Source organism: Pseudomonas sp. RHF3.3-3 (genome assembly GCF_048069595.1).
Taxonomy (GTDB): Bacteria; Pseudomonadota; Gammaproteobacteria; order Pseudomonadales; family Pseudomonadaceae; genus Aquipseudomonas; species Aquipseudomonas fuscovaginae_B.
In genome coordinates, this window is sequence record NZ_CP182250.1 from 5,142,655 (window position 1) to 5,161,767 (window position 19,113).

General features: G+C 66.4%; 11 protein-coding genes. 8 read left to right on the forward strand and 3 right to left on the reverse strand.

All coding sequences use genetic code 11. The features are described 5' to 3' along the window. Positions 1 to 73 precede the first annotated feature (73 nt). From ACMGT0_RS22415 to ACMGT0_RS22425, 3 genes are all read right to left on the reverse strand, one after another. The gene (locus ACMGT0_RS22415) at positions 74 to 7,906 is read right to left on the reverse strand and encodes an amino acid adenylation domain-containing protein (RefSeq protein WP_416769838.1); all 7,833 of its coding nucleotides are present in this window, start codon (positions 7,904 to 7,906) and stop codon (positions 74 to 76) included. Continuing rightward, a complete protein-coding gene (locus tag ACMGT0_RS22420) occupies positions 7,903 to 11,316 on the reverse strand; it encodes an amino acid adenylation domain-containing protein (protein WP_416769840.1) in 3,414 nt (1,137 codons plus the stop codon). Before ACMGT0_RS22420 ends, ACMGT0_RS22415 begins: the two co-directional genes overlap by 4 nt. Positions 11,317 to 11,483: 167 nt before the next feature. Beyond that, the gene (locus ACMGT0_RS22425) at positions 11,484 to 12,467 is read right to left on the reverse strand and encodes a TauD/TfdA family dioxygenase (protein ID WP_416769842.1); all 984 of its coding nucleotides are present in this window, start codon (positions 12,465 to 12,467) and stop codon (positions 11,484 to 11,486) included. 288 nt (positions 12,468 to 12,755) lie between these two features. Here ACMGT0_RS22425 and ACMGT0_RS22430 point away from each other — a divergent pair, with 288 nt between their 5' ends. From ACMGT0_RS22430 to ACMGT0_RS22465, 8 genes are read left to right on the forward strand one after another with little or no spacing between them, the layout of a single operon-like run. Next, positions 12,756 to 13,964 (forward strand): PepSY-associated TM helix domain-containing protein, encoded by a 1,209-nt coding sequence (locus tag ACMGT0_RS22430; RefSeq protein ID WP_416769844.1) that lies wholly within the window; start codon positions 12,756 to 12,758, stop codon positions 13,962 to 13,964. Then, positions 13,961 to 14,500, forward strand: a complete 540-nt coding sequence (locus tag ACMGT0_RS22435) for a hypothetical protein (RefSeq protein WP_054060504.1) — start codon at positions 13,961 to 13,963, stop codon at positions 14,498 to 14,500. The genes ACMGT0_RS22430 and ACMGT0_RS22435 overlap by 4 nt, the downstream gene beginning before the upstream one ends. Further along, positions 14,497 to 14,853, forward strand: coding sequence for a hypothetical protein (locus ACMGT0_RS22440; RefSeq protein WP_054060505.1), 357 nt, complete (start codon positions 14,497 to 14,499; stop codon positions 14,851 to 14,853). The genes ACMGT0_RS22435 and ACMGT0_RS22440 overlap by 4 nt, the downstream gene beginning before the upstream one ends. Next, entirely contained in the window at positions 14,850 to 15,425 is a 576-nt protein-coding gene (locus ACMGT0_RS22445; protein ID WP_054060506.1) for a DUF6162 family protein, read from the forward strand. Before ACMGT0_RS22440 ends, ACMGT0_RS22445 begins: the two co-directional genes overlap by 4 nt. Positions 15,426 to 15,466: 41 nt before the next feature. Next, positions 15,467 to 16,396: a metal ABC transporter substrate-binding protein gene (locus ACMGT0_RS22450; RefSeq protein WP_054060507.1), complete on the forward strand. Its 930-nt coding sequence runs from the start codon at positions 15,467 to 15,469 to the stop codon at positions 16,394 to 16,396. After that, a complete protein-coding gene (locus tag ACMGT0_RS22455; protein WP_416769847.1) occupies positions 16,393 to 17,145 on the forward strand; it encodes a metal ABC transporter ATP-binding protein in 753 nt (250 codons plus the stop codon). Before ACMGT0_RS22450 ends, ACMGT0_RS22455 begins: the two co-directional genes overlap by 4 nt. Continuing rightward, positions 17,142 to 18,041 carry a metal ABC transporter permease gene (locus tag ACMGT0_RS22460; protein ID WP_054060509.1) on the forward strand — a complete coding sequence of 300 codons (900 nt, stop codon included), beginning with the start codon at positions 17,142 to 17,144 and terminating at the stop codon, positions 18,039 to 18,041. Before ACMGT0_RS22455 ends, ACMGT0_RS22460 begins: the two co-directional genes overlap by 4 nt. Beyond that, positions 18,042 to 19,004 (forward strand): metal ABC transporter substrate-binding protein, encoded by a 963-nt coding sequence (locus ACMGT0_RS22465; RefSeq protein ID WP_054060510.1) that lies wholly within the window; start codon positions 18,042 to 18,044, stop codon positions 19,002 to 19,004. Positions 19,005 to 19,113: the final 109 nt, after the last annotated feature.

Consider the following 19,113-nt stretch of genomic DNA (forward strand, 5'->3'; position numbering starts at 1 on the left):
GAAAGTTGCCCTACCGACTCGATTAACTCCTGCACGCGTTGTTCCCTCTTACAAAAATCAGTCAAGAAACCGGTCAGGAAACCAGTTTTTCCAGATCATCGAGGGATAGACGTTTGAGGGCCTCCAGCGATTTAGCCAATTCATCCTGAGCAGGCGACAAACTACCGCGCAGGGCCTCGATGCGTTCGCAGAAGGCAAGTAGCGTCTGCGCCGCGAACAACTCCTTGAGCGCGACCTTGTCACCCAGGCGCTCGGCAATCCGCGTCACCACCAGGGTCGCCAGCAACGAATGGCCACCCAATTGGAAGAAGTTGTCGCCCAGGCCCACCCGCTCGACCTCCAGCACCTCCTGCCAGAGCTTGGCGACCTCGCGCTGCAGCTCCGTCTGCGGCGCCTGGTAGTGCGTCTGCAACGGGTTGCCGCCCAGGGCGATCAGCGCCTGGCGATCGAGCTTGCCGTTGGGGGTCAGCGGCAAGGCGTCGATCAGGTGCAGGTGGCTCGGCACCATGTGCGCCGGCAATTGCCCGGCCAACGTATTGCGCAGGCCGTCGACAAAGGCTCGCGCATCATCACCGGCCTGCGTCGCCACGACGTAGCCGTGCAGGTGCTTGCCCGCCGCACCGTCCTGGGCCAGGACCACCGCCTCGCGCACTGCCGGCTGTTGCAGCAGGCGTGCCTCGACTTCGCTCAGCTCGATACGGAAGCCACGGATCTTCACCTGGTGGTCGGCCCGCCCGATGTATTCGATCTGCTCCCGCTCGCCCTGGCGCACCAGATCGCCGGTGCGGTACAGACGATCGCCAGCGGCGCCGAACGGGTTCGGCACATAACGTTCGGCGGTCAGCCCCGGCCGCATCAGGTAGCCACGGGTCACCCCGGCACCGGCCAGGTACAACTCCCCCGCCACCCCTGCCGGCACCGGCAGCAACTGGCTGTCGAGCAGGTAGGCGTCAGTGTTGTCCAGCGGCCGGCCGATGTTCGCCGAGCCCCGGGCGCTGCGCAGGGTGAAGGTCGAGTAGGTGGTGTCTTCCGAGGGCCCGTACAGGTCGTAGACCTGGCTGACCGCCGTGCTGGCATACAGGCTGTCCACCAGCGTCTGTTTCAGGGGCTCGCCGGCCAGGTTGATGGTGCGCACCGACGCCGGGATCTGCCCGGCACGCTGCAGCGCGGCGATCGCCGACGGCACGGTGTTGATCAGCCTGACCCGCTCGCGCTGCGGCAGGTCGGCCAGGGCCAGGGCGTTGTCCGCCAGCACCAGGTAGCCGCCCGCGGCGAGGGTGACGAAGATCTCCCACACCGACAGGTCGAAGCAGATCGACGTCGAGGCCAGCACCCCACGCAACTGTTCGATGCCATAAACCCCAACGGACCACTGGATCAGCGCCGCCAGGTTGCCGTGACTGATCGCCACGCCCTTGGGCTTGCCGGTGGAGCCGGAGGTGTAGATGACATAGGCCAGGTTCTGCGGCTGGAGCGAAACGGCGGGAGCCTGGGCTGGATAGGCCTGCAGCCAGTCCTCGCCCTCCTCCACCAGCAGCACCTGCGACGACAGATTCCGGGGCAGGTATTGCAGCAGGCGCGGCTCGCTCAAGAGCACCGTCGCGTGGCTGTCCTCCAGCATGTGCAGCAGACGCTCCTGCGGATACTCGGGGTCCAGTGGCACATAGGCGCCGCCGGCCTTGAGGATCGCCAGCAGGCTGACGATCATCCGTGGGGTGCGGCTCAGGCAGACACCGACCCGCACTTCCGGCCCTACGCCGAGTTCGCGCAGCTTGTGGGCCAGGCGATTGGTACTGCGATCCAGGCTGGCGTAGTCCAGTTCGCGCCCGGCGAACAGGATCGCCGGCGCCTGCGGCTGGGCCAGTACCTGGGCATCGATCCGGGTGACCACGTCGCGCGAATCCACCGCGGTGACGGTACCCTTGCCCCAGTCCAGCGCCGCCTGGCGTGGCTCGCCGGCCAACAGTTCCAGGTTGCCCAGTGCCTGCTGCGGCGCGGCCATGAAGGCCCGCAGCAGGTGCTCGAGCTCACGCCCCAGGCGCGCCACGGTCGGTGCGTCGAAGCAGGCCCGATCATAGCTCAGTTCCAGGTTCAGCTCGGTGCCGGTCACGGCCACCAGCGTCAGTGGGTAGTTGGTCTGTTCCTGACGGCTGATGGCCGAGAATGCAAGACCCGTCCCCGAAGCCTGGCCGAGCGCCTCGGCCATCGGGTAGTTCTCGAACACCAGCAGACTGTCGAACAGCCCGCCCGCACCGAGCCCGGCCCAGCGCTGGATATCGTACAGCGGCGTATGCTCGTGCTCACGCAACGCCAGGTTGAGGTCCTGTACCTGTTGCAGCCAGGCCACCACCGGAATCTGCGCCGAGGGCGAGGCCGCCACCGGCAGGGTGTTGATGAACAGGCCGATCTGCTGCTCCACCCCGGCCAGATCGGTTGGCCGCCCCGCCACGGTGGCCCCGAAGGCCACGCAGTCCTGGCCGGTGTAACGCTGCAGCAGCACCAGCCAGGCGGCCTGTACCAGGGTGTTGAGGGTGACCTTGTGCTCGCGGGCGAAGCGATTCAGGTCAGCGGTCAGCACGGTACCGAAACCATGCTCATGCTCGCCATGCCCGACAGCCAGCGCCTGTCGGCTAACGACGGCATTGGCCAGTCGGGTCGGCTCCTGCAGGTCGGCCAGCGCCGATGCCCAGAATGCCTGGCTGACACGGGCATCACGCTGGCCGAGCCATTCGATGTAGTCACGGTAACGGCCGGCACCCCGGCTAATGGTGGCTCCCGCATAACGCTGAAGCACCTCGCCGAACAATTGCGACGTACTCCAACCGTCCATCAGGATGTGGTGGCTGGTGTAGATCAGGTGATAATCACTGGTACTGGTGCGCACCAGGGTCACGCGCAACAGAGGGGCCTGCCCCAGTTCAAAACCGGTCGCCAGGTCATCTTGCGCCAGTTGATCGAGGGCCGCCGGCAGATCACCGCGCTCGCGCCAGTCATGCACCACCAGCGGTATTTCGACCTGGCGTCGCACGATCTGCAGCGGCGTTGCCAACTCCTGCGGCCAGACGAACACCGAGCGCAGTACTTCATGACCATCCAGACTCTGCTGCCAGGCAGCGCGGAACCGCTCGACCTCCAGGTGCCGCACATCGGCCCGTAACTGGTTGGTGTAGGCCGCGCCGTCCGGTTCGTCGAGCGCATGGAACAGGATGCCCTGCTGCATCGGCGACAGCGGGTAGATGTCCTCGATATCCGCCATGGCCACCGGCAGGCGCTGCAGTTGTGCCGAAGTCAGCTTCACCAGCGGGAAGTCGGACGGCGTCACGCCCAATTGGCCGCCCTGGCTGCAATGCTCGACCAGGCGCGCCAGTTCCTGCTCATAGGCCCGGGCCAGGGCCTCGATGGTCGACGGCTGGTACAGCGCACGACTGAACCCCCAGTCCAGTTCCAGCTCGCCATCGAACACCTGGCCGTTGAGGCTCAGCCAATTGGCCGGCCGTTCCTCGGCCTGGTTGGCGCCGCTGCTTTCGCCGCTGGGCACGAACAGCGCCCCTTCGGCCTGGTCGAAGCTGCCGTCGAACTGGCCGAGGTAGTTGAAGGTCACCCGGGCTTCGGGCAGGGCCTGCAGTTGGCGGGCGAAATCCGTGTCCGCCAGGTAACGCAGCAGGCCATGGCCAATGCCCTTGTTCGGCACCGCTCGCAGTTGCTCCTTGATCGCACGGATAGAACCGCCCGGATCGGCCTGCGGAGTCAGGCGGACCGGAAACAGACTGCTGAACCAGCCGACCGTACGACTCAGGTCGAGGTCGTCGAACAGGTCCTCGCGACCGTGGCCTTCCAGCTGGATCAGCACCGACGGCTGCCGGCTCCAGTCACAAAGCACACGGGCCAGGGCGGCCAGCAGCAGGTCGTTGATCTGGGTGCGGTAGGCCGCCGGGGCAACGCTGAGCAGTTGCCGGGTCAGTGCCTTGTTCAGCCGCGAGGTGGCGTGGCCGATGCCGGGGAGCGGGTTCTCCAGATGGTCGTTGGGCAGTTGCGCAGCGGCACCGTCCAGGTTGTCCAGCCAGTAATCAGCCTCGGCCGCCAGCGCCTCGCTACGCGCATGGGCCTGCAGGCGCTCGCCCCAGAGCTGGAACGCAGTGCTCTTGGCCGGCAGTTGCACGGCGCGACCGGTAGCGATGGCGGCGTAGGCACTCTGCAGATCCTCGAGCAGTATCCGCCAGGACACGCCGTCGACCACCAAGTGATGGATCACCAGCAGCAGGCGTTGCTCCCCCTCGGGCAGGTGCACCAGCAGTGCACGCAACAGCGGGCCGTCTTCGAGGTCGAGACTGCGCTGGGCTTCATCGGCCAAGGCGCCGAGCCCGGCGACATCCTCCAGCTCCCGCGACCACAGGACACTGGCGCCGGTGGAGCGATAACGCGCCTGCCATTGTCCAGCCTGCTCGACGAAGCTCAGGCGCAAGGCATCGTGATGCTCCAGCAGACTGGCCAGCGCCGCCTCCAGGTGGGTGGCCTCCAGTGCCAGCAACGGCTTGAGCATCACCGACTGGTTCCAGTGCTGGCGCTGGGCAATGTCCATATCGAAGAAGCGCGCCTGGATCGGCAGCAACGGTTGTTCGCCACTGATCCGCCGCGGTGCCTCGGCAGCCGTCTTCTTCTCGATCAATTTGGCCACCGCTGCCAGTTGCGCGATGGTCTGCTTCTCGAACAATTGCTTGGGACTGAGCTTGAGCCCCTGGCGCTTGGCCCGGGCGATGATCTGCAGACTGAGGATCGAGTCGCCGCCCAGCTCGAAGAAGTTGTCGTGGCGACCGACGCGCTCGAGCTTGAGCACATCGGCCCAGACCGCGGCCAGTTTCTCCTCGATCGCCCCCTCCGGAGCAGTGTATTGCTGTTTGACCGGACCCGGCTTGGGCAGCGCCCGCTTGTCCAGCTTGCCGTTGGCGGTCAGCGGCAGCTGTTCCAGCAGCAGGATCTGCGCCGGCACCATGTAGTCGCTGAGGCACGCCTGCAGACGCTGGCGCAGGTCTTCGACCTGTAGCACCACGCCGGCCGCCGGCACGCAGTAGGCCACCAGTTGCAGGCGCGTGGCGTCGTCTTCCATCGGCAGCGCCAGCACCGCCGCCTGGGCGATGGCGTCGAAGCCCTGCAGCAACCGGGCGACTTCCCCGGGCTCGACACGGTAACCCCGGATCTTCACCTGGTCGTCGTTGCGCCCCATGAACTCCAGCAGGCCCTGGCGGTTGCAACGCACCCGGTCACCGCTGCGGTAGGCCCGGCTGCCCGGCTCGCCAAAAGGATCCGGCAGGAAGCGTTCGGCGGTCAGCCCCGGCTGCCCGAGATACCCCAGGGCAACGCTGGCGCCACCGATGTACAGCTCGCCCGGTACCTGCGCAGCGGCGATGTTGAGCACGTCGTCCAGTACCAGGGTCCGGGCAGCGGGCAGCGGCTGGCCGAGGGCGATGCCACGCTCCAGCGACGCGTCGGCGAGCACTTCGTGAGTCAGCACGCCCACGGTGGTTTCACTGGGCCCGTAGTGGTTGATGAAGCGGCAGGTCGGCTTCAGTTCACGCACCTGGCGCACCAGTGCCGGCGCGCAGGCCTCACCGCCGACGATCAGCGCATGTTCGGGCAGGACGTCCGCCGGCCGACCGCCCTGCAGCAGGGCCGACAGATGCCCGGGAACGATTTTCAGGATGCCGACCCGATGTTCGCTCATGTATTGGGCAAAGCCGTCCGGGTCAAAGCCCAGGGCCTCGGGCAGCACATGCAGGGTACGACCGTCGCACAGGGCGCCGAACAGCATGGTGTGCCCCAGGTCGGCGGCGATGGTCGAGACCAGTGCCATGCTGGCGCCTGGCGCCAGGTCCAGGCGTTGCGTCAGGCCCTGGACGTAACTGGCCAATGCGCCATGGCTGACCAGCACCCCCTTGGGCTGCCCGGTGGAGCCGGAGGTGTGGATCACGTAGGCCGCGGACTGCGCCGACAACTCCAGCGATGGCGCAGCGGCTGGCTGTTCGTCCCAGTCCGCCGGGGTGAAGGCCTGCGCGCCGCACCCGGACGGTACCAGGCCGGCGAGCCGTGCATCGCCTGCGGCGCACAACAGCAGACGTGTCCCGGCCCGTTCGAGCATCTGCCGCAGACGTGTATCCGGGGCCTTGGTGTCGAGCGGCATGTACACCGCACCGGTCTTGAGAATGGCCAGCAGGCTGGTCAGCCAGTCCAGCGAACGCTCCATCAGCACCGCGACCGGCTCGCCAATGCCCACACCCCGCGCACGCAGGTGGTGGGCCAGGCGGTTGGCGGCCTGGTCCAGTTCGGCGAAACTCAAGGTCTGCTCCAGGCAACGGGCCGCCAGCGCCTCGGGCTGGCGACGAACCTGGGCGTCCCAGTGCTGCAGCACCAGCGGCGCGGGCTCCGGGCTGGCGGCCGGCAGGGATGGAACCGGCTGATTCAGGCTGAACAGCGGTGCCTGCGGCGCCTGCAGCAAGGCATCGAACAGCGCCAGCAGCGCCGGGACGAAACCCTCGACCGTCGCGTGCCGGTAGAGGTCGCTGGCATAGGTCAGCTCACCATGGATCAGCGTACCGTCATCGGTGATATCCAGGGCCAGGTCGAAGTGCGTACCGTCCTTGTGCAGTGGGTATTCCGCCACGCTCAGACCCGGCAACTGCATCGAGCGCTGCTTCTGCATGCCGACGTTCTGGTTGAACTTGGCCTGGAACAGCGGGTTGTGATCCAGGTTGCGCTCAGGTGCCAGGGCATCCACCAGTTGCTCGAACGGCAACTCCTGGTGCGCCTGGGCGCCGAAACTGCTTTCGCGCAGGTGGCCCAGCAGTTCAAGGAAACTCTGGCGCTCGTCGACCTCGCAACGCAGCACCTGGGTGTTGACGAAAAAGCCGATCAGGCCTTCGACTTCCGGGCGGCCGCGGTTGGCGTTCGGCACGCCGACACGGATGTCGCGCAGGCCGGACTGGCGCGAAAGAAACAGCGAATAACCGCCCAGGACCAGCATGAACAGGCTGATGCCCTGGCCGCGGGCGAAGGCATTGAGTTGCCGCGAGCGCTCGGCGCCGAAGTCGAACTTCAGGGTCCGGCCCTCGAAACTCTGCGCCGGTGGCCGTGGGAAGTCGGCGGCGACGTCCAGCAACGGCTGCTCGTCGCCCAGTTGCCGACGCCAGTAGTCCAACTGCCGCTCGCCCTCGCCGGCCTCCAGCCAGCTGCGCTGCCAGATCGCATAGTCGGCGTACTGCAACGGCAGGGGCGCCAGGCCCGGCTCGCGTCCCTGGCTGAACGCCTGGTAGGCCTGGACGAACTCCCTGACCATCACGTCCATCGACCAGCCATCGGAAACGATGTGGTGCATGCTCACCACCAGCACCCACTCGTCCGCGGCCAGCCGGATCAGGCTGGCCCGCAGCAATGGTCCGTTGAGCAGGTCGAAGGGTTGCGCGGTGATCGCCCTCACCCGCTCGGCCAGCTCGGCCTCACGTGTCTCGCTGGCGCAACCCGACAGGTCCAGCCTGCTCAGCGGCACGCCCAGGTGGCCGAGGATCACCTGGCAGGGTTGCTCGCCGTCGACCTGGAACACCGTGCGCAGGACTTCGTGACGCAAGGCGATATGCTCGAAGGCGCGCTGCAGGGCCGATTCGTCAAGCCGACCCTGCAGGCGCAGACCGGCGGCCATGTTGTAGGCGGCGCTGCCGGGGTCGAGCTGCCAGAGGAACAGCAGGCGCTGCTGGGCATAGGACAAGGGGATCCGCGCCACCTCATGGCGGCTGACCGGCATCGGCAACAGGCTGAAATCCTTGCCCTCCTCGCTCAGCTTCGCCAGGAACTGCCGACGCTGCGCCAGGGGCAGGCCGATGAATCGTTTGGCGATACGTACCGCAGGGTTGCCACTCATGCTCCAAACTCCTCCAACGAACTCATGAACTGTTCCATGTCGGCCCAGTCGTTATCTGCAGCGCCCTGCGCCAGCGTCGCCAACTCGGCGGCCAGTTCACTCAGCAGGGGTTTCTCGAACAGGCTGCGCAGCGGCAGGCTGACCTCCAGACGGGTCTTGACACGGGCGATCACCTGGGCCGCGAGCAATGAATGGCCACCCAACTCGAAGAAGTGGTCGTCGAGCCCGACCCGGGGTACCTGCAGCACCTCTTCCCAGATAGTCGCCAGGCAACGTTCGGTCTCGGTCTGCGGCTCGCGGTAGCTGGCCTGCAACTGGCTCGGATCGGGCACCGGCAGGGCCTTGCGGTCCAGCTTGCCGCTGGGGGTCAGCGGCATCCGCGGCAACACCAGCAGGTGCGAGGGGATCATGTAGTCCGGCAGGCGGCCCTGCAGGGAGGCCTTGACCTCAAGCCGCCAGAGGCTCTGCTGCGCCGGTTCCAGGGCCTGGTCGGGCACCAGGTAGCCGACCAGTTGCGTGCCACCGGCCAAAGGCAGGGCCAGTACCGCGGCTTCCCGCACGCCGGGACATTGCAGCAGGCGCGACTCGACTTCACCCAGCTCGATACGAAAACCACGGACCTTGACCTGATGGTCGACCCGCCCGATGTATTCCACCGCGCCATCCTCGCGCAGGCGCGCGCGGTCACCGGTGCGGTAAAGCCGTTCACCCGGGGTGAAGGGATCGGCGATGAAACGCTCGGCACTGAGGGCCGGCTGGCCCTGGTAGCCGCGAGCCAACCCCGGCCCGCCGATGTACAACTCGCCGACAGCACCCCGGGGCAGCAGTTCGAGGTCGCCATCGAGCACCAGCAGGCGCCGCCGGGCCAGGCCGAAACCGATGGGCACGCCGCGCCAGGACACCGCTTCAGCCGACAGCCCGGTGCAGTCATAGGTGCTGGAGACCACGGTCGCCTCGGTCGGGCCATAGGTATTGACCAGGCGCACGCCGCCCAACCCGGCCTGCGGCCACAGACGCAGGCCGTCGACGGCCATGGCCTCGCCGCCGATGTGGATCTGGCGCAGGGCGCCATAACCGGCGGGTGGGCGGGTCGCCCAGTCCTGCACCAGCAGGTGCCAGTAGGCGGCCGGCAGGTCGGCCAGGGTGATGCCATGGCGCAGGATCGCCTCGTGTAGCGTGGCGCTGTCCCACAACCGTTCATCACGCAGCACCACGCAGGCGCCCAGGCTCAGCGGCGGGAAGAACTGCTCGACAAAACCGTCGAAACTGCTGGTGGCGAACTGTAGAACCCGGTCGCTCGCCAGCAACTCACTGTACTCCGTAGCCCGGGCGACGAATTCCGCCAGTGCCTGATGGCTGATACCGACGCCCTTGGGCCGTCCGGTGGAACCCGAAGTGTAGATGACATAGGCCAGCGACTGCGGGGCCGGCGCCAGTTCCAGATCGGCCTGGGCATAACCGCCATCATTGATCCGGTCCAGGCACAGGGCCTCAACATCGCCCAGCGGCGGCAGACCATCCAGCCACTGGCTGTGGGTCAACAGCAGTTTCAGGCCACTGTCCTGCAGCACATGGGCCAGACGCGCTGGCGGCATCTGCGGGTCCAACGGTACATAGGCACCGCCCGCCTTGAGCACCGCCAGAATGGCCACGGCCAGGTCCAGTGTGCGGCCGATTGCCAGACCCACCAGCACTTCCGGGCCGACACCGTGACCACGCAGCAGGTGTGCCAGGCGGTTGGCCCGGCGATTCAGTTCGGCATAGCTCAGGCTCGGCGCCTGGGCAGCGTCGGCCAGGATCAGCGCGGTAGCGTCGGGAGTACGGCGGGCCTGGGCCTCGAACAACTGCACCATCGACAACGGGCTGTCCGCGGGTACCTCCCTCTCGTCACCACGGCCCAGCAGGTCGGCGACTTCCTCTGCCGCCAGCATCGGCAACTGGCCGATCGGCTGCTGCGGATCGCGGCACACGGCGACCAGCAGGTTGCGCCAGTGGCCGGCCAGGCGTTCGATGGTCGCGCCGTCGAAAATATCGGTGGCATAGGTGAACGCGGCAAACAGTTGCTCGCCCTCCTCGCGGGTTTCCAGCATCAGGTCGCTGGCGGCCGCATGCTGGCGGCCCTGCCCGACGCCCTGTTCCTCGTCCAGAAGAGCAACCCGCAGCCCACTCGCCAATTGCCGACCCTGTACGTCGGTAACCAGCGGCTGATGGTTGAACATCACCTGGAACAGCGGGTTGTGGCTCTGGCTACGGGCCGGCTGCAGGGCCTCGATCAACGCATCGAACGGCAGTTCCTGATGCGCCTGCGCGCCCGCGGCGGCCTGGCGCAGACTGTGCAGCAACTCGACGAACGGGGTCTGGCCACGGACTTCACTGCGCAACACCTGGGTGTTGACGAAAAAGCCGATCAGGCCCTCGGTCTCGCTGCGGGTCCGGTTGGCGATCAGGCCACCGACGCGGATATCGCTCTGGCCGCTGTAGCGATGCAGCAGGCTCTTGAACGAGGCCAGCAGCACCACGAACAGCGACACACCCTGACGCTGGGCCAGGGCCTTGAGCTGCTGGCGCAGGTCGCTGTCGACCCGTACTTCCAGGCGTGCACCACGATGGCTGGCCTGGGCCGGGTGCGGCCGGTCGGTGGGCAGTTCGAGCACCGGATGCTCTTCCCCCAGGTGCTCGCGCCAGTAGGCCAGTTGCCGCGCCTGCTCGCCGGCTTCGAGCCAGCTGCGCTGCCACAGTGCGTAGTCACGGTAGTGCACGGCCAGGGCCGACAGCTCGGCCGTGGAGCCGGCCACGCAGGCGTCGTAGCAACGGCTGAATTCCTCGATCAGGATGTTCATCGACCAGCCGTCGGCGATGATGTGGTGCAGCGTCAGCAACAACACCTGTTCCTGTTCGGCCAGGCGCAGCAGGCGGATGCTCAGCAGGGGTCCCTGCTGCAGGTCGAACGCCTGTCCGGCCTCGTCGGCCATGATCTGCCGGGCACGGACACGACGCTGCGCCTCGTCCAGTTGCTGCAGATCGTCAACCCGTACCGTCGCCGCCCTCGCCGGGGCGACCCGCTGGAACGCCCGCTCACCGTCCTGGCCGAAGGTGGTGCGCAGGCATTCGTGCCGGGCGATCAGGGCACTGAAGGCCTGCTCCAGCGCCGCCAGGTCCAGCGGCCCCTGCAAGCGCACCGCCATCGGCAGGTTGTAGGCCGCGCTGCGGGGATCGAGCTGCCAGAGAAACCACATGCGCTGCTGGGCGTAGGACAGGCCGTCCCGCTCGGCGACACCCTCGCAGGCGGCGATGGGCAGCAGCGAAAAGTCGACCCCCTCCCGATCCATGGCAGCCAGGAAGAGACTGCGCTTGTCCTGGGGCAGCTCGATGAAACGGCGAGCGAGTTTCTGTGCGTCTTGGGGCTTCATGTGAGAGGGTCCTTGCTGATCGGCGGCACGGCCGGTGGGGCCTGGTCGTATCAACAAGGACGAACCGCCAACCCGAGGATTTAGCGTGCCGGCCGGCGGTTTCTCGGGTAGGGCGAAGGAGAGTGGTAGAAATCTGCGGATCGATGCGGCAATCGGGACGAACGGCGTCAACCGGCGGGTTGCGAATAGCCTTCGGCCATCGCCACCACCACCTTGCGCTTGCCGGTGAATGGCGAACGGGCGTGGGCGGCGAGCATGTTGTCGAGCATCAGCACGTCGTTTTCCTGCCAGGGGAAGCTGATGGTGCATTCGTCCAGCACCCCACGCACCTCGTCGAGCAGGTCGACCTCGATGGCCGAGCCGTCACCGTAGTAGACGTTGCGCGGCAGGTCCTCCTCGTCCACCACATCGAGCAGCGTCTCGCGCACCTCGGGCTGCAGGTTGGAAACATGGAACAGGTGCGCCTGGTTGAACCAGACCATTTCCCGGGTCACCGGGTGATGCGCCACCACCTGGCACCGCTGGCGGGTACGCAACTCGCCGTCATCCTTCCACTCGCATTCGATGGCGTGGGCCCGGCAGTAGGCCTCGACCACCGCCTCGTCCTCGGTGTTGAACACCTGGCTCCAGTCCACGTCCAGGCCGTTGCCGTAGTTGCGCACGTACATCAGGCCCTTGCTGACCAGCCGTTCGCGAATCCGTGCCGGCACCCGGCGATAGACTTCCCGACTGTCACAGATCGGCGTTTCGCCACCGGTCTGGGCCGCGATCATGCTGTAGAACCAGATCTTCATCGGCCACTCGAGGGTGTAGGCCTGCTCGTTGTGCAGCGGGATGCTCTGGTGCGCCGGGTATTCGGTGGAGGTGTACACCCCCTTGGTCACGTTGCTGCGCGGAGTCGAGCCGAACTCATAGTTGAGCAGCGGGTGACCGAAAGCCGCGGCGAACTCGCGGAAGGCCTCGGCGCCGCCGACCTCGAAACCGCGCAGCAGCACACCACCAGCCCGATACAGGTGCTGGTCGATCAGCACCTTGCACTCGGCGAATGCCTCGTGCAGGTCAAGCCCGGGCTCAGGCGCCTGGATCAGCATGGGCAAGGTGCCCGAACCGGTCAGCAACGGCCGGATATCCAAACTCAACGCATTGTTCATGACGACTCTTCTCCCTTGATCCTCGGCCGCCGCCCCAACGCCCGAACGCGGGATACAGCGGGTTTCACAGGAGGGAACGGATGGTCGAGGGGGAAAATTAGCCGGTACCGGACGCCGGCTGTCGGCCGCTGAAACATTTACTTTCATATAGCCCTGCGTTTTTTGCCCGCTCATTCGTCTCATCAAGATGCAGCCGTTCGCGTAGGCAAAAGCCACGACCGGTTTTTTCGGGTGCGCGGCTCCCTCTCAGGCCCCGCACCCTCCTCCGATGTCGAGAATCCGCTTTCCATGTCCAAGAAGTCACGTTCGAAAATCTGGTTCCTGGTCCATAGCTGGCTGGCGCTACCCATCTGGTTCTTTGTCCTGATCGTCTGCGTCACCGGCACCCTGGCCGTGGTCAGCCAGGAGATCGTCTGGCTGGCCAACCCGGATATCCGCGCCAGCAAGCCTAGCGATGACGCGCCCTTGCTCAGTTACGACCAGGTACTGGCCGCCATCAAGAAGAATGAGCCCGAGTTGATCGTGCAGTCGATCCAGCGCCCGGACGAAAGCCACTTCGCCCTGCTGGCCGATATCGGCTACCCGGACGGACGTTCGGTGACGGTCTACGTCAACCCCTATACCGGGGTGATCCAGGGCATCAGCCCGCCGTTCAACTTCAAGAACTTCACCCGCGCCCTGCACGGCTGGTGGCTGGTGCCGTTCACCGACGGCTACAGCTGGGGCTGGTACCTGGTGTCGCTGCTGGGGATACCGATGCTGGCTTCGTTGATCACCGGCCTGGTGGTGTACAAACGCTTCTGGAAAGGCTTTTTCAAGCCGACCCTGCGCTTCAACCATGGGGCCCGGATCTTCTGGGGTGACTTCCATCGGTTGAGCGGTATCTGGTCGATCTGGTTCATCGCGGTAATCTCCATCACCGGCACCTGGTTCCTGATCCAGGCCATTCTCGCCGACAACCAGATCAGCATCGCCACCCGGCCCATCCCGGCCATCATCTCCCACGACAGTGCGCCACTGATGCCCGATGGCAGACCGGCACCCCGGCTCGGTGCCGACGAGGCCCTGCGTATCGCCCAGGAGCGGGTTCCCGGGCTGGACGCCAGTTTCATCAGCCTGCCGGGCAATGCCTACAGTGCCTTCGAGGTCGGCGGCCGCAGCTGGTACCCGCTGATGTACCAGACCCTGGAACTGAACCCCTACACCGGCAAGATCGAGCAGTCGCGCCTGCTGTCGGACCGTACGGGCCTGGAGTTCGTCACCGAGTCGATGCGCCCGCTGCACACCGGTGACTTCGGCGGGTTGTGGGTCAAGCTGATCTGGTTCTTCTTCGGCCTGCTGCTGAGCATGATGGTGCTCAGCGGCCTGCTGATCTGGAGCAAGCGTACCGCCCTGGCCACGCTCAATGCCCTCAAACGCGGCAACAAGGCCGAACGGGCCGAAAAGGCCAGGCCCCGTAGCGCCCTCGGCACCGAAACTCCGGAGGTCAACCTGTGAGCAAGGCTGAAGCAGCACATCCGATCTCGCCCCTGAACCGCCTCTGGCACAAGTGGCGCTTTCACCTGAACATTCTGCTGGTGCTGATCCCGCTGGGCTTCATGCCGCGCTACTTCTCGGACGCGGCGCTGTTTCGTGGCGACACCGGACTGGGCCAGCACGTCCACGAGCTGCAGGCCGGGCCCTGGAGCCTGCAACTGGCCGAGCTGTGGGATGAAGCGCCGCGCCGCGATGGTCCCGCCGGCTACTTCAAGAGTTTCAATGCCACGCTCTGCGCCCAGTGCGTCGGGCAGGTCAAGGCCACCTACCTGCGCGTCGGCAAGCCCCGCAGCCTACGGGCAGCCGGGGTGATTTTCTTCGGCACCCCCTACCGCATGGGCGCCGTCGTGCCGATCCCGCAGAACACCGCCGACGACGCCGAGCTGTGGGTCACCCTCGAAGGCTGGGACGGCTCGGTACACCAGGCCTCCGTCCCCCTGAGCAAGGCTTCGCCACAAACCATTGCCTGGCTGAAAAAACAAGGTGCCCGCCCATGAGCCCACGACCTCGCTTCCTCTCCCCACGCGTCCTGCGCCAGTCGTTGGCCGGTAGCGCACTGCTGGCAGCCGCCGCTTTCAGCCTGAATGCCTGGGCCCACAACCCGATGTGCGAGTGCAAGCAGATCGACGCCGAGCAGATCCAGTGCAAGGGCGGTTTTTCCGATGGCAGCGGCGCCGCTGGCGTCACCCTGGACGTGATCGGCTATGACGAAACCGTGCTGCTGCCCGGCAAGCTGGGCGATGACTCGACGCGGACCTTCAAGAAACCCGATGGCGACTTCTACGTGCTGTTCGACGCCGGCCCCGGCCACGTCGTGGAAGTGGACAAGGCGGACATCGAAACCCCATGAGTACATCCACCACCCAGGTCGTGCGCCCCGCCGGTGCCGGCCATGAAACCCTCTATGTGCTGCTGTTCTGCCTGATCGTGCTGCTGGTCGCCGGTTCCGTGGTGGCGCTGCACGGCGAGAAACCGGATGTCGCCGCGCTCGCGCCCCATCAACTGGACGCCCGCCGTGACCTCACGCCGGGCGAACAGGGCATCTACGCCGACCTGCGGGTCACCCTCGACGAGATCCGCCTGTTGCAGCAGGACCAGCAGGCACTGCCCTCCCCCGCACAACTGGCCGAAGAAGGTTTTGCGCCCTTCGTCCAGGATGCCAGTTCGGTCAGCCGCGGCGGCCACACCTGGCAGTTGCTGGAGCAGCATGCCTACCTCGGCCTGAGCCAGGTCACGACGACGGCCGGCTCGTTCCTGATGCGGGTGGGCAACGACACCAACGCCGCGCCGGATATCTGGCTCAGCCGCGGCAACGGCCCGGCCGCGCCCGGCGACCTCACCGACAGCGCCCTGATCGCCGCCGGCTGGCAGCAGGTGGTCGCGCAATTCGACGCCGGCGTGACCCGCCAGCACCGGCACTGAGCCGCTCCAAAGACCGTTAACCCGGAGAAGATCGTCCTCTCATGTCCATTTCAGCCCTGTTCAGCCGCCGTCGCCTGCTCCTGGCCCTGCTGCTCGCACCGCTCCTGTCGACCTTCCAGGTCCACGCCGACACCGCCAAGCGCCTGCGCATCGGCATCACCCTGCATCCCTACTACAGTTACGTCGCCAACATCGTCGGCGACAAGGCCGAAGTGGTGCCGCTGATTCCAGCCGGTTTCAACCCCCATGCCTATGAGCCACGGGCCGAGGACATCAAGCGTATCGGTACCCTGGACGTGATCGTGCTCAACGGAGTCGGCCACGACGACTTTGCCGACCGCATGATCGAGGCCAGTGAAAAACCGCAGATCCCGCTGATCGAGGCCAACGAGAACGTGCCGTTGCTGGCCGCCACCGGCATCGCCGCCCGCGGCGCCGGCAAGGTGGTCAACCCGCACACCTTCCTGTCCATCAGCGCCTCCATCGCCCAGGTCAACAACATCGCCCGCGAGCTGGGCAAGCTCGATCCGGACAACGCCAAATTCTATACCGCCAACGCCCGCGCCTACGGCAAGCGCCTGCGCCAGCTGCGCGCCGACGCCCTGGCCAAGCTGACCCAGGCGCCCAATGCCGACCTGCGGGTAGCCACCGTGCATGCGGCCTATGATTACCTGCTGCGCGAGTTCGGCCTGGAGGTCACCGCGGTGGTCGAGCCGGCCCATGGCATCGAGCCGAGCCCGAGCCAGTTGAAGAAGACCATCGACCAACTGCGCGAGCTGGATGTGAAGGTGATCTTCTCGGAACTGGACTTCCCGTCCACCTATGTCGAGACCATCCAGCGCGAGTCCGGGGTGAAGCTCTACCCGCTGTCGCACATTTCCTATGGCGACTACACCGCCGACAAGTACGAGAAGGAAATGCGCAACAACCTCGACACCGTGGTCCGGGCGATCCAGGAGGCTGGCGCATGACCGCCGCCGAGAGCATCGAGCGCGTCGCCAGCGGGCCGACCCTGGACTTCGACACGATCGGCCTGACCCTGGGCCGCACCACCATTCTCGACAACGTCAGCTTCCTAGTCCGTCCCGGCCACGTGCACGCCCTGGTCGGCCCCAACGGCGGCGGCAAGAGCTCGCTGATCAAGACCCTGCTCGGGCAGATGCCGCACCAGGGTCGCCTGAGCCTGCAATGGCAAGGCGCACCGGGCACCATCGGCTACGTTCCCCAGGCCCTGGAATTCGACCGCGGCCTGCCGATGACCGTCGACGACTTCATGGCTGCCATGTGCCAGCGTCGCCCGGCATTCCTTGGCCTGTCCCGGCATTTCGCCGGGGCCATCGGCGAGGCACTTGAGCAGGTCGGCATGCAGGACAAGCGCAAGCGGCGCATGGGCGCCCTGTCCGGTGGCGAGCGCCAGCGGGTGCTGCTGGCCCAGGGCTTGATCCCGCCGCCACAACTGCTGGTGCTCGACGAGCCGATGTCGGCGCTGGACGAAGCCGGCATTCAGGTGTTCGAGCGCCTGCTCGGTGACTGGCGCCGCGCCGGCATCACCGTGCTGTGGATCGAACACGACCTGGAGGCGGTCAAGCGCCTGGCCGACCGGGTCACCGGCCTCAACCGGCGCATCCTGTTCGATGCCACCCCTGCCGAGGCACTGACCCCGGAGCGCCTGCTGACGCTGTTCTCCACCCATCCACGCAGCGAGGGTGTCCGACCATGAGCTATGAAGCCTTTCGCCTGATGATCCAGGGCTGGGCCACCGACGGCCTGCTGCCAGCCGCGCTGGCCTACGGTTTCGTGATCAACGCGCTGCTCGCCGGCCTGCTGATCGGCCCGGTGCTGGGCGGCCTCGGCACCCTGGTGGTGGTCAAGCGTTTCGCGTTCTTCTCCGAGTCGGTGGGCCACGCGGCGCTGACCGGTGTGGCCATCGGTATCCTGCTCGGCGAGCCCTACACCGGCCCCTACGGCAGCCTGTTCGGCTACTGCCTGCTGTTCGGCGTGTTGCTCAACTACCTGCGCAACCGCACCGGGCTGGCCCCGGACACGCTGATCGGAGTGTTCCTCTCGGTGTCCCTGGCCCTCGGCGCCAGCCTGCTGCTGGTGCTGGCCGGCAAGATCAACGTGCACATCCTGGAAAACGTGCTGTTCGGTTCGGTGCTGACGGTCAACGGCAACGACCTGCTGGTGCTGCTGGTGGTCGGCGCGCTGGTGCTGGGCCTGAGCCTGCCGCTGTACAACCGCATCATGCTGGCCAGCTTCAACCCGCAACTGGCGGCGGTGCGCGGCGTCGCGGTGAAGGCCCTCGACTACCTGTTCGTGGTGCTGGTGACCCTGATCACCGTAGCCGCGGTCAAGGTCATCGGCGCGATCCTGGTCGGTGCCCTGCTGGTGATTCCGGCCGCTGCCGCCCGCCTGCTCAGCCAATCGCTCAAGGGCTTCTTCTGGATTTCCGTGGCGATCGCCACCGTCAGCACCCTGAGCGGCATCCTGCTGCCGATCCTGTTCGACCTGCCCGTGCCGTCCGGCGCGGCGATCATCCTGATGGCCGGTATCGCCTTCGCCCTGGCGGCGATCGCTCGTGGCACCGTGCCCAGCCTCAAAGGGAATATTGGATAAATGCCGAATTTTCGCCCCCTCGCCCTGGCCCTGCTGCTGGGCGGCCTGTACAGCAGCGTATCGTTCTCCAGCCAGGCACCGATGCCGATCAACGCCAATCACGGCCTGGGCACGGTAGCCCTGCACGCCAGTAGCGAAAACCCGCCGGTGCGCATTCTGGCCAGCCTGCCGGTCACCTATGGCCTGGGCGAGATCCTGCTCAAGGACAGTGGCGTCGAGCTGCAGCGTGCCGCCGACGCCAACCTGCCGGGCAGCCGCCAGAGCGCCTACTTCAGCGGCCGTGGCGCGCCGGCCCTGCAGAAGCTGGCCAACCAGGCCGACGCGGTGATCGGCCTGCGCTCGCTATGGCCCGACGACCCGCTGTACATCATGGCCCGACGCAGCAATGTGCGCATTGTCGAGGTCGACGCCGCACGTCCGGTGGACGGCGGTCTGCCGGGCATCGCGGTACAGCCGGGCAAGGGCACCGACGGTCTGAACAGCCAGCCGTGGCTGTCGAGCAACAACCTGGGGCGCATGGCCGATGTGACCGCCGCCGACCTGGTGCGCCTGGCGCCCGCCGCCAAGCCAAGGATCGAGAGCAACCTGGCGACCTTCAAGCAGCGCCTGCTCAAGCTCAGCGCCGACAGCGAGACACGCCTGGCCAAGGCCGAAAACCTCAGTGTGTTCAGCCTCTCCGAGCGCTTCAACTACCTGGTGGGCGGGCTCAACCTGGAGCTGATCCAGGTCGATGCGCGCAGCGACGAGCAGTGGACACCCGAGGCACTGGCGAAGTTGAGCGAGACCCTCAAGGATGCCGATGTGAAGCTGGTGCTGGACCACCGCCAGCCGCCGAAAACGGTGAAGGCGGCGATAGCCAGGGCCGGCAGTACCCTGCTGGTGCTCGAAACCGAAAGCGTTGACCCGCTGACGGCGCTCGAAGACTCGATCCGGCAGGTGCTGGATACCCTGGCGCCGATCTAGCCTGTGGGTGCCTGTCAGTTTTTTTTGGGGGGAGGCAGGGCCCATTCGCGGGCAAGCCCGGCTCCTACAGACTTGTGGCGTATGTAAGTTTTGTGTACGACACAAACCT

Coding starts and splice junctions, on each gene's coding strand:
- ACMGT0_RS22415 (WP_416769838.1), bottom strand. CDS start 7,906: ATGAGTGGCAACCCTGCGGTACGTATCGCCAAACGATTCATCGGCCTG.
- ACMGT0_RS22420 (WP_416769840.1), bottom strand. CDS start 11,316: ATGAAGCCCCAAGACGCACAGAAACTCGCTCGCCGTTTCATCGAGCTG.
- ACMGT0_RS22425 (WP_416769842.1), bottom strand. CDS start 12,467: ATGAACAATGCGTTGAGTTTGGATATCCGGCCGTTGCTGACCGGTTCG.
- ACMGT0_RS22430 (WP_416769844.1), top strand. CDS start 12,756: ATGTCCAAGAAGTCACGTTCGAAAATCTGGTTCCTGGTCCATAGCTGG.
- ACMGT0_RS22440 (WP_054060505.1), top strand. CDS start 14,497: ATGAGCCCACGACCTCGCTTCCTCTCCCCACGCGTCCTGCGCCAGTCG.
- ACMGT0_RS22445 (WP_054060506.1), top strand. CDS start 14,850: ATGAGTACATCCACCACCCAGGTCGTGCGCCCCGCCGGTGCCGGCCAT.
- ACMGT0_RS22450 (WP_054060507.1), top strand. CDS start 15,467: ATGTCCATTTCAGCCCTGTTCAGCCGCCGTCGCCTGCTCCTGGCCCTG.
- ACMGT0_RS22455 (WP_416769847.1), top strand. CDS start 16,393: ATGACCGCCGCCGAGAGCATCGAGCGCGTCGCCAGCGGGCCGACCCTG.
- ACMGT0_RS22460 (WP_054060509.1), top strand. CDS start 17,142: ATGAGCTATGAAGCCTTTCGCCTGATGATCCAGGGCTGGGCCACCGAC.
- ACMGT0_RS22465 (WP_054060510.1), top strand. CDS start 18,042: ATGCCGAATTTTCGCCCCCTCGCCCTGGCCCTGCTGCTGGGCGGCCTG.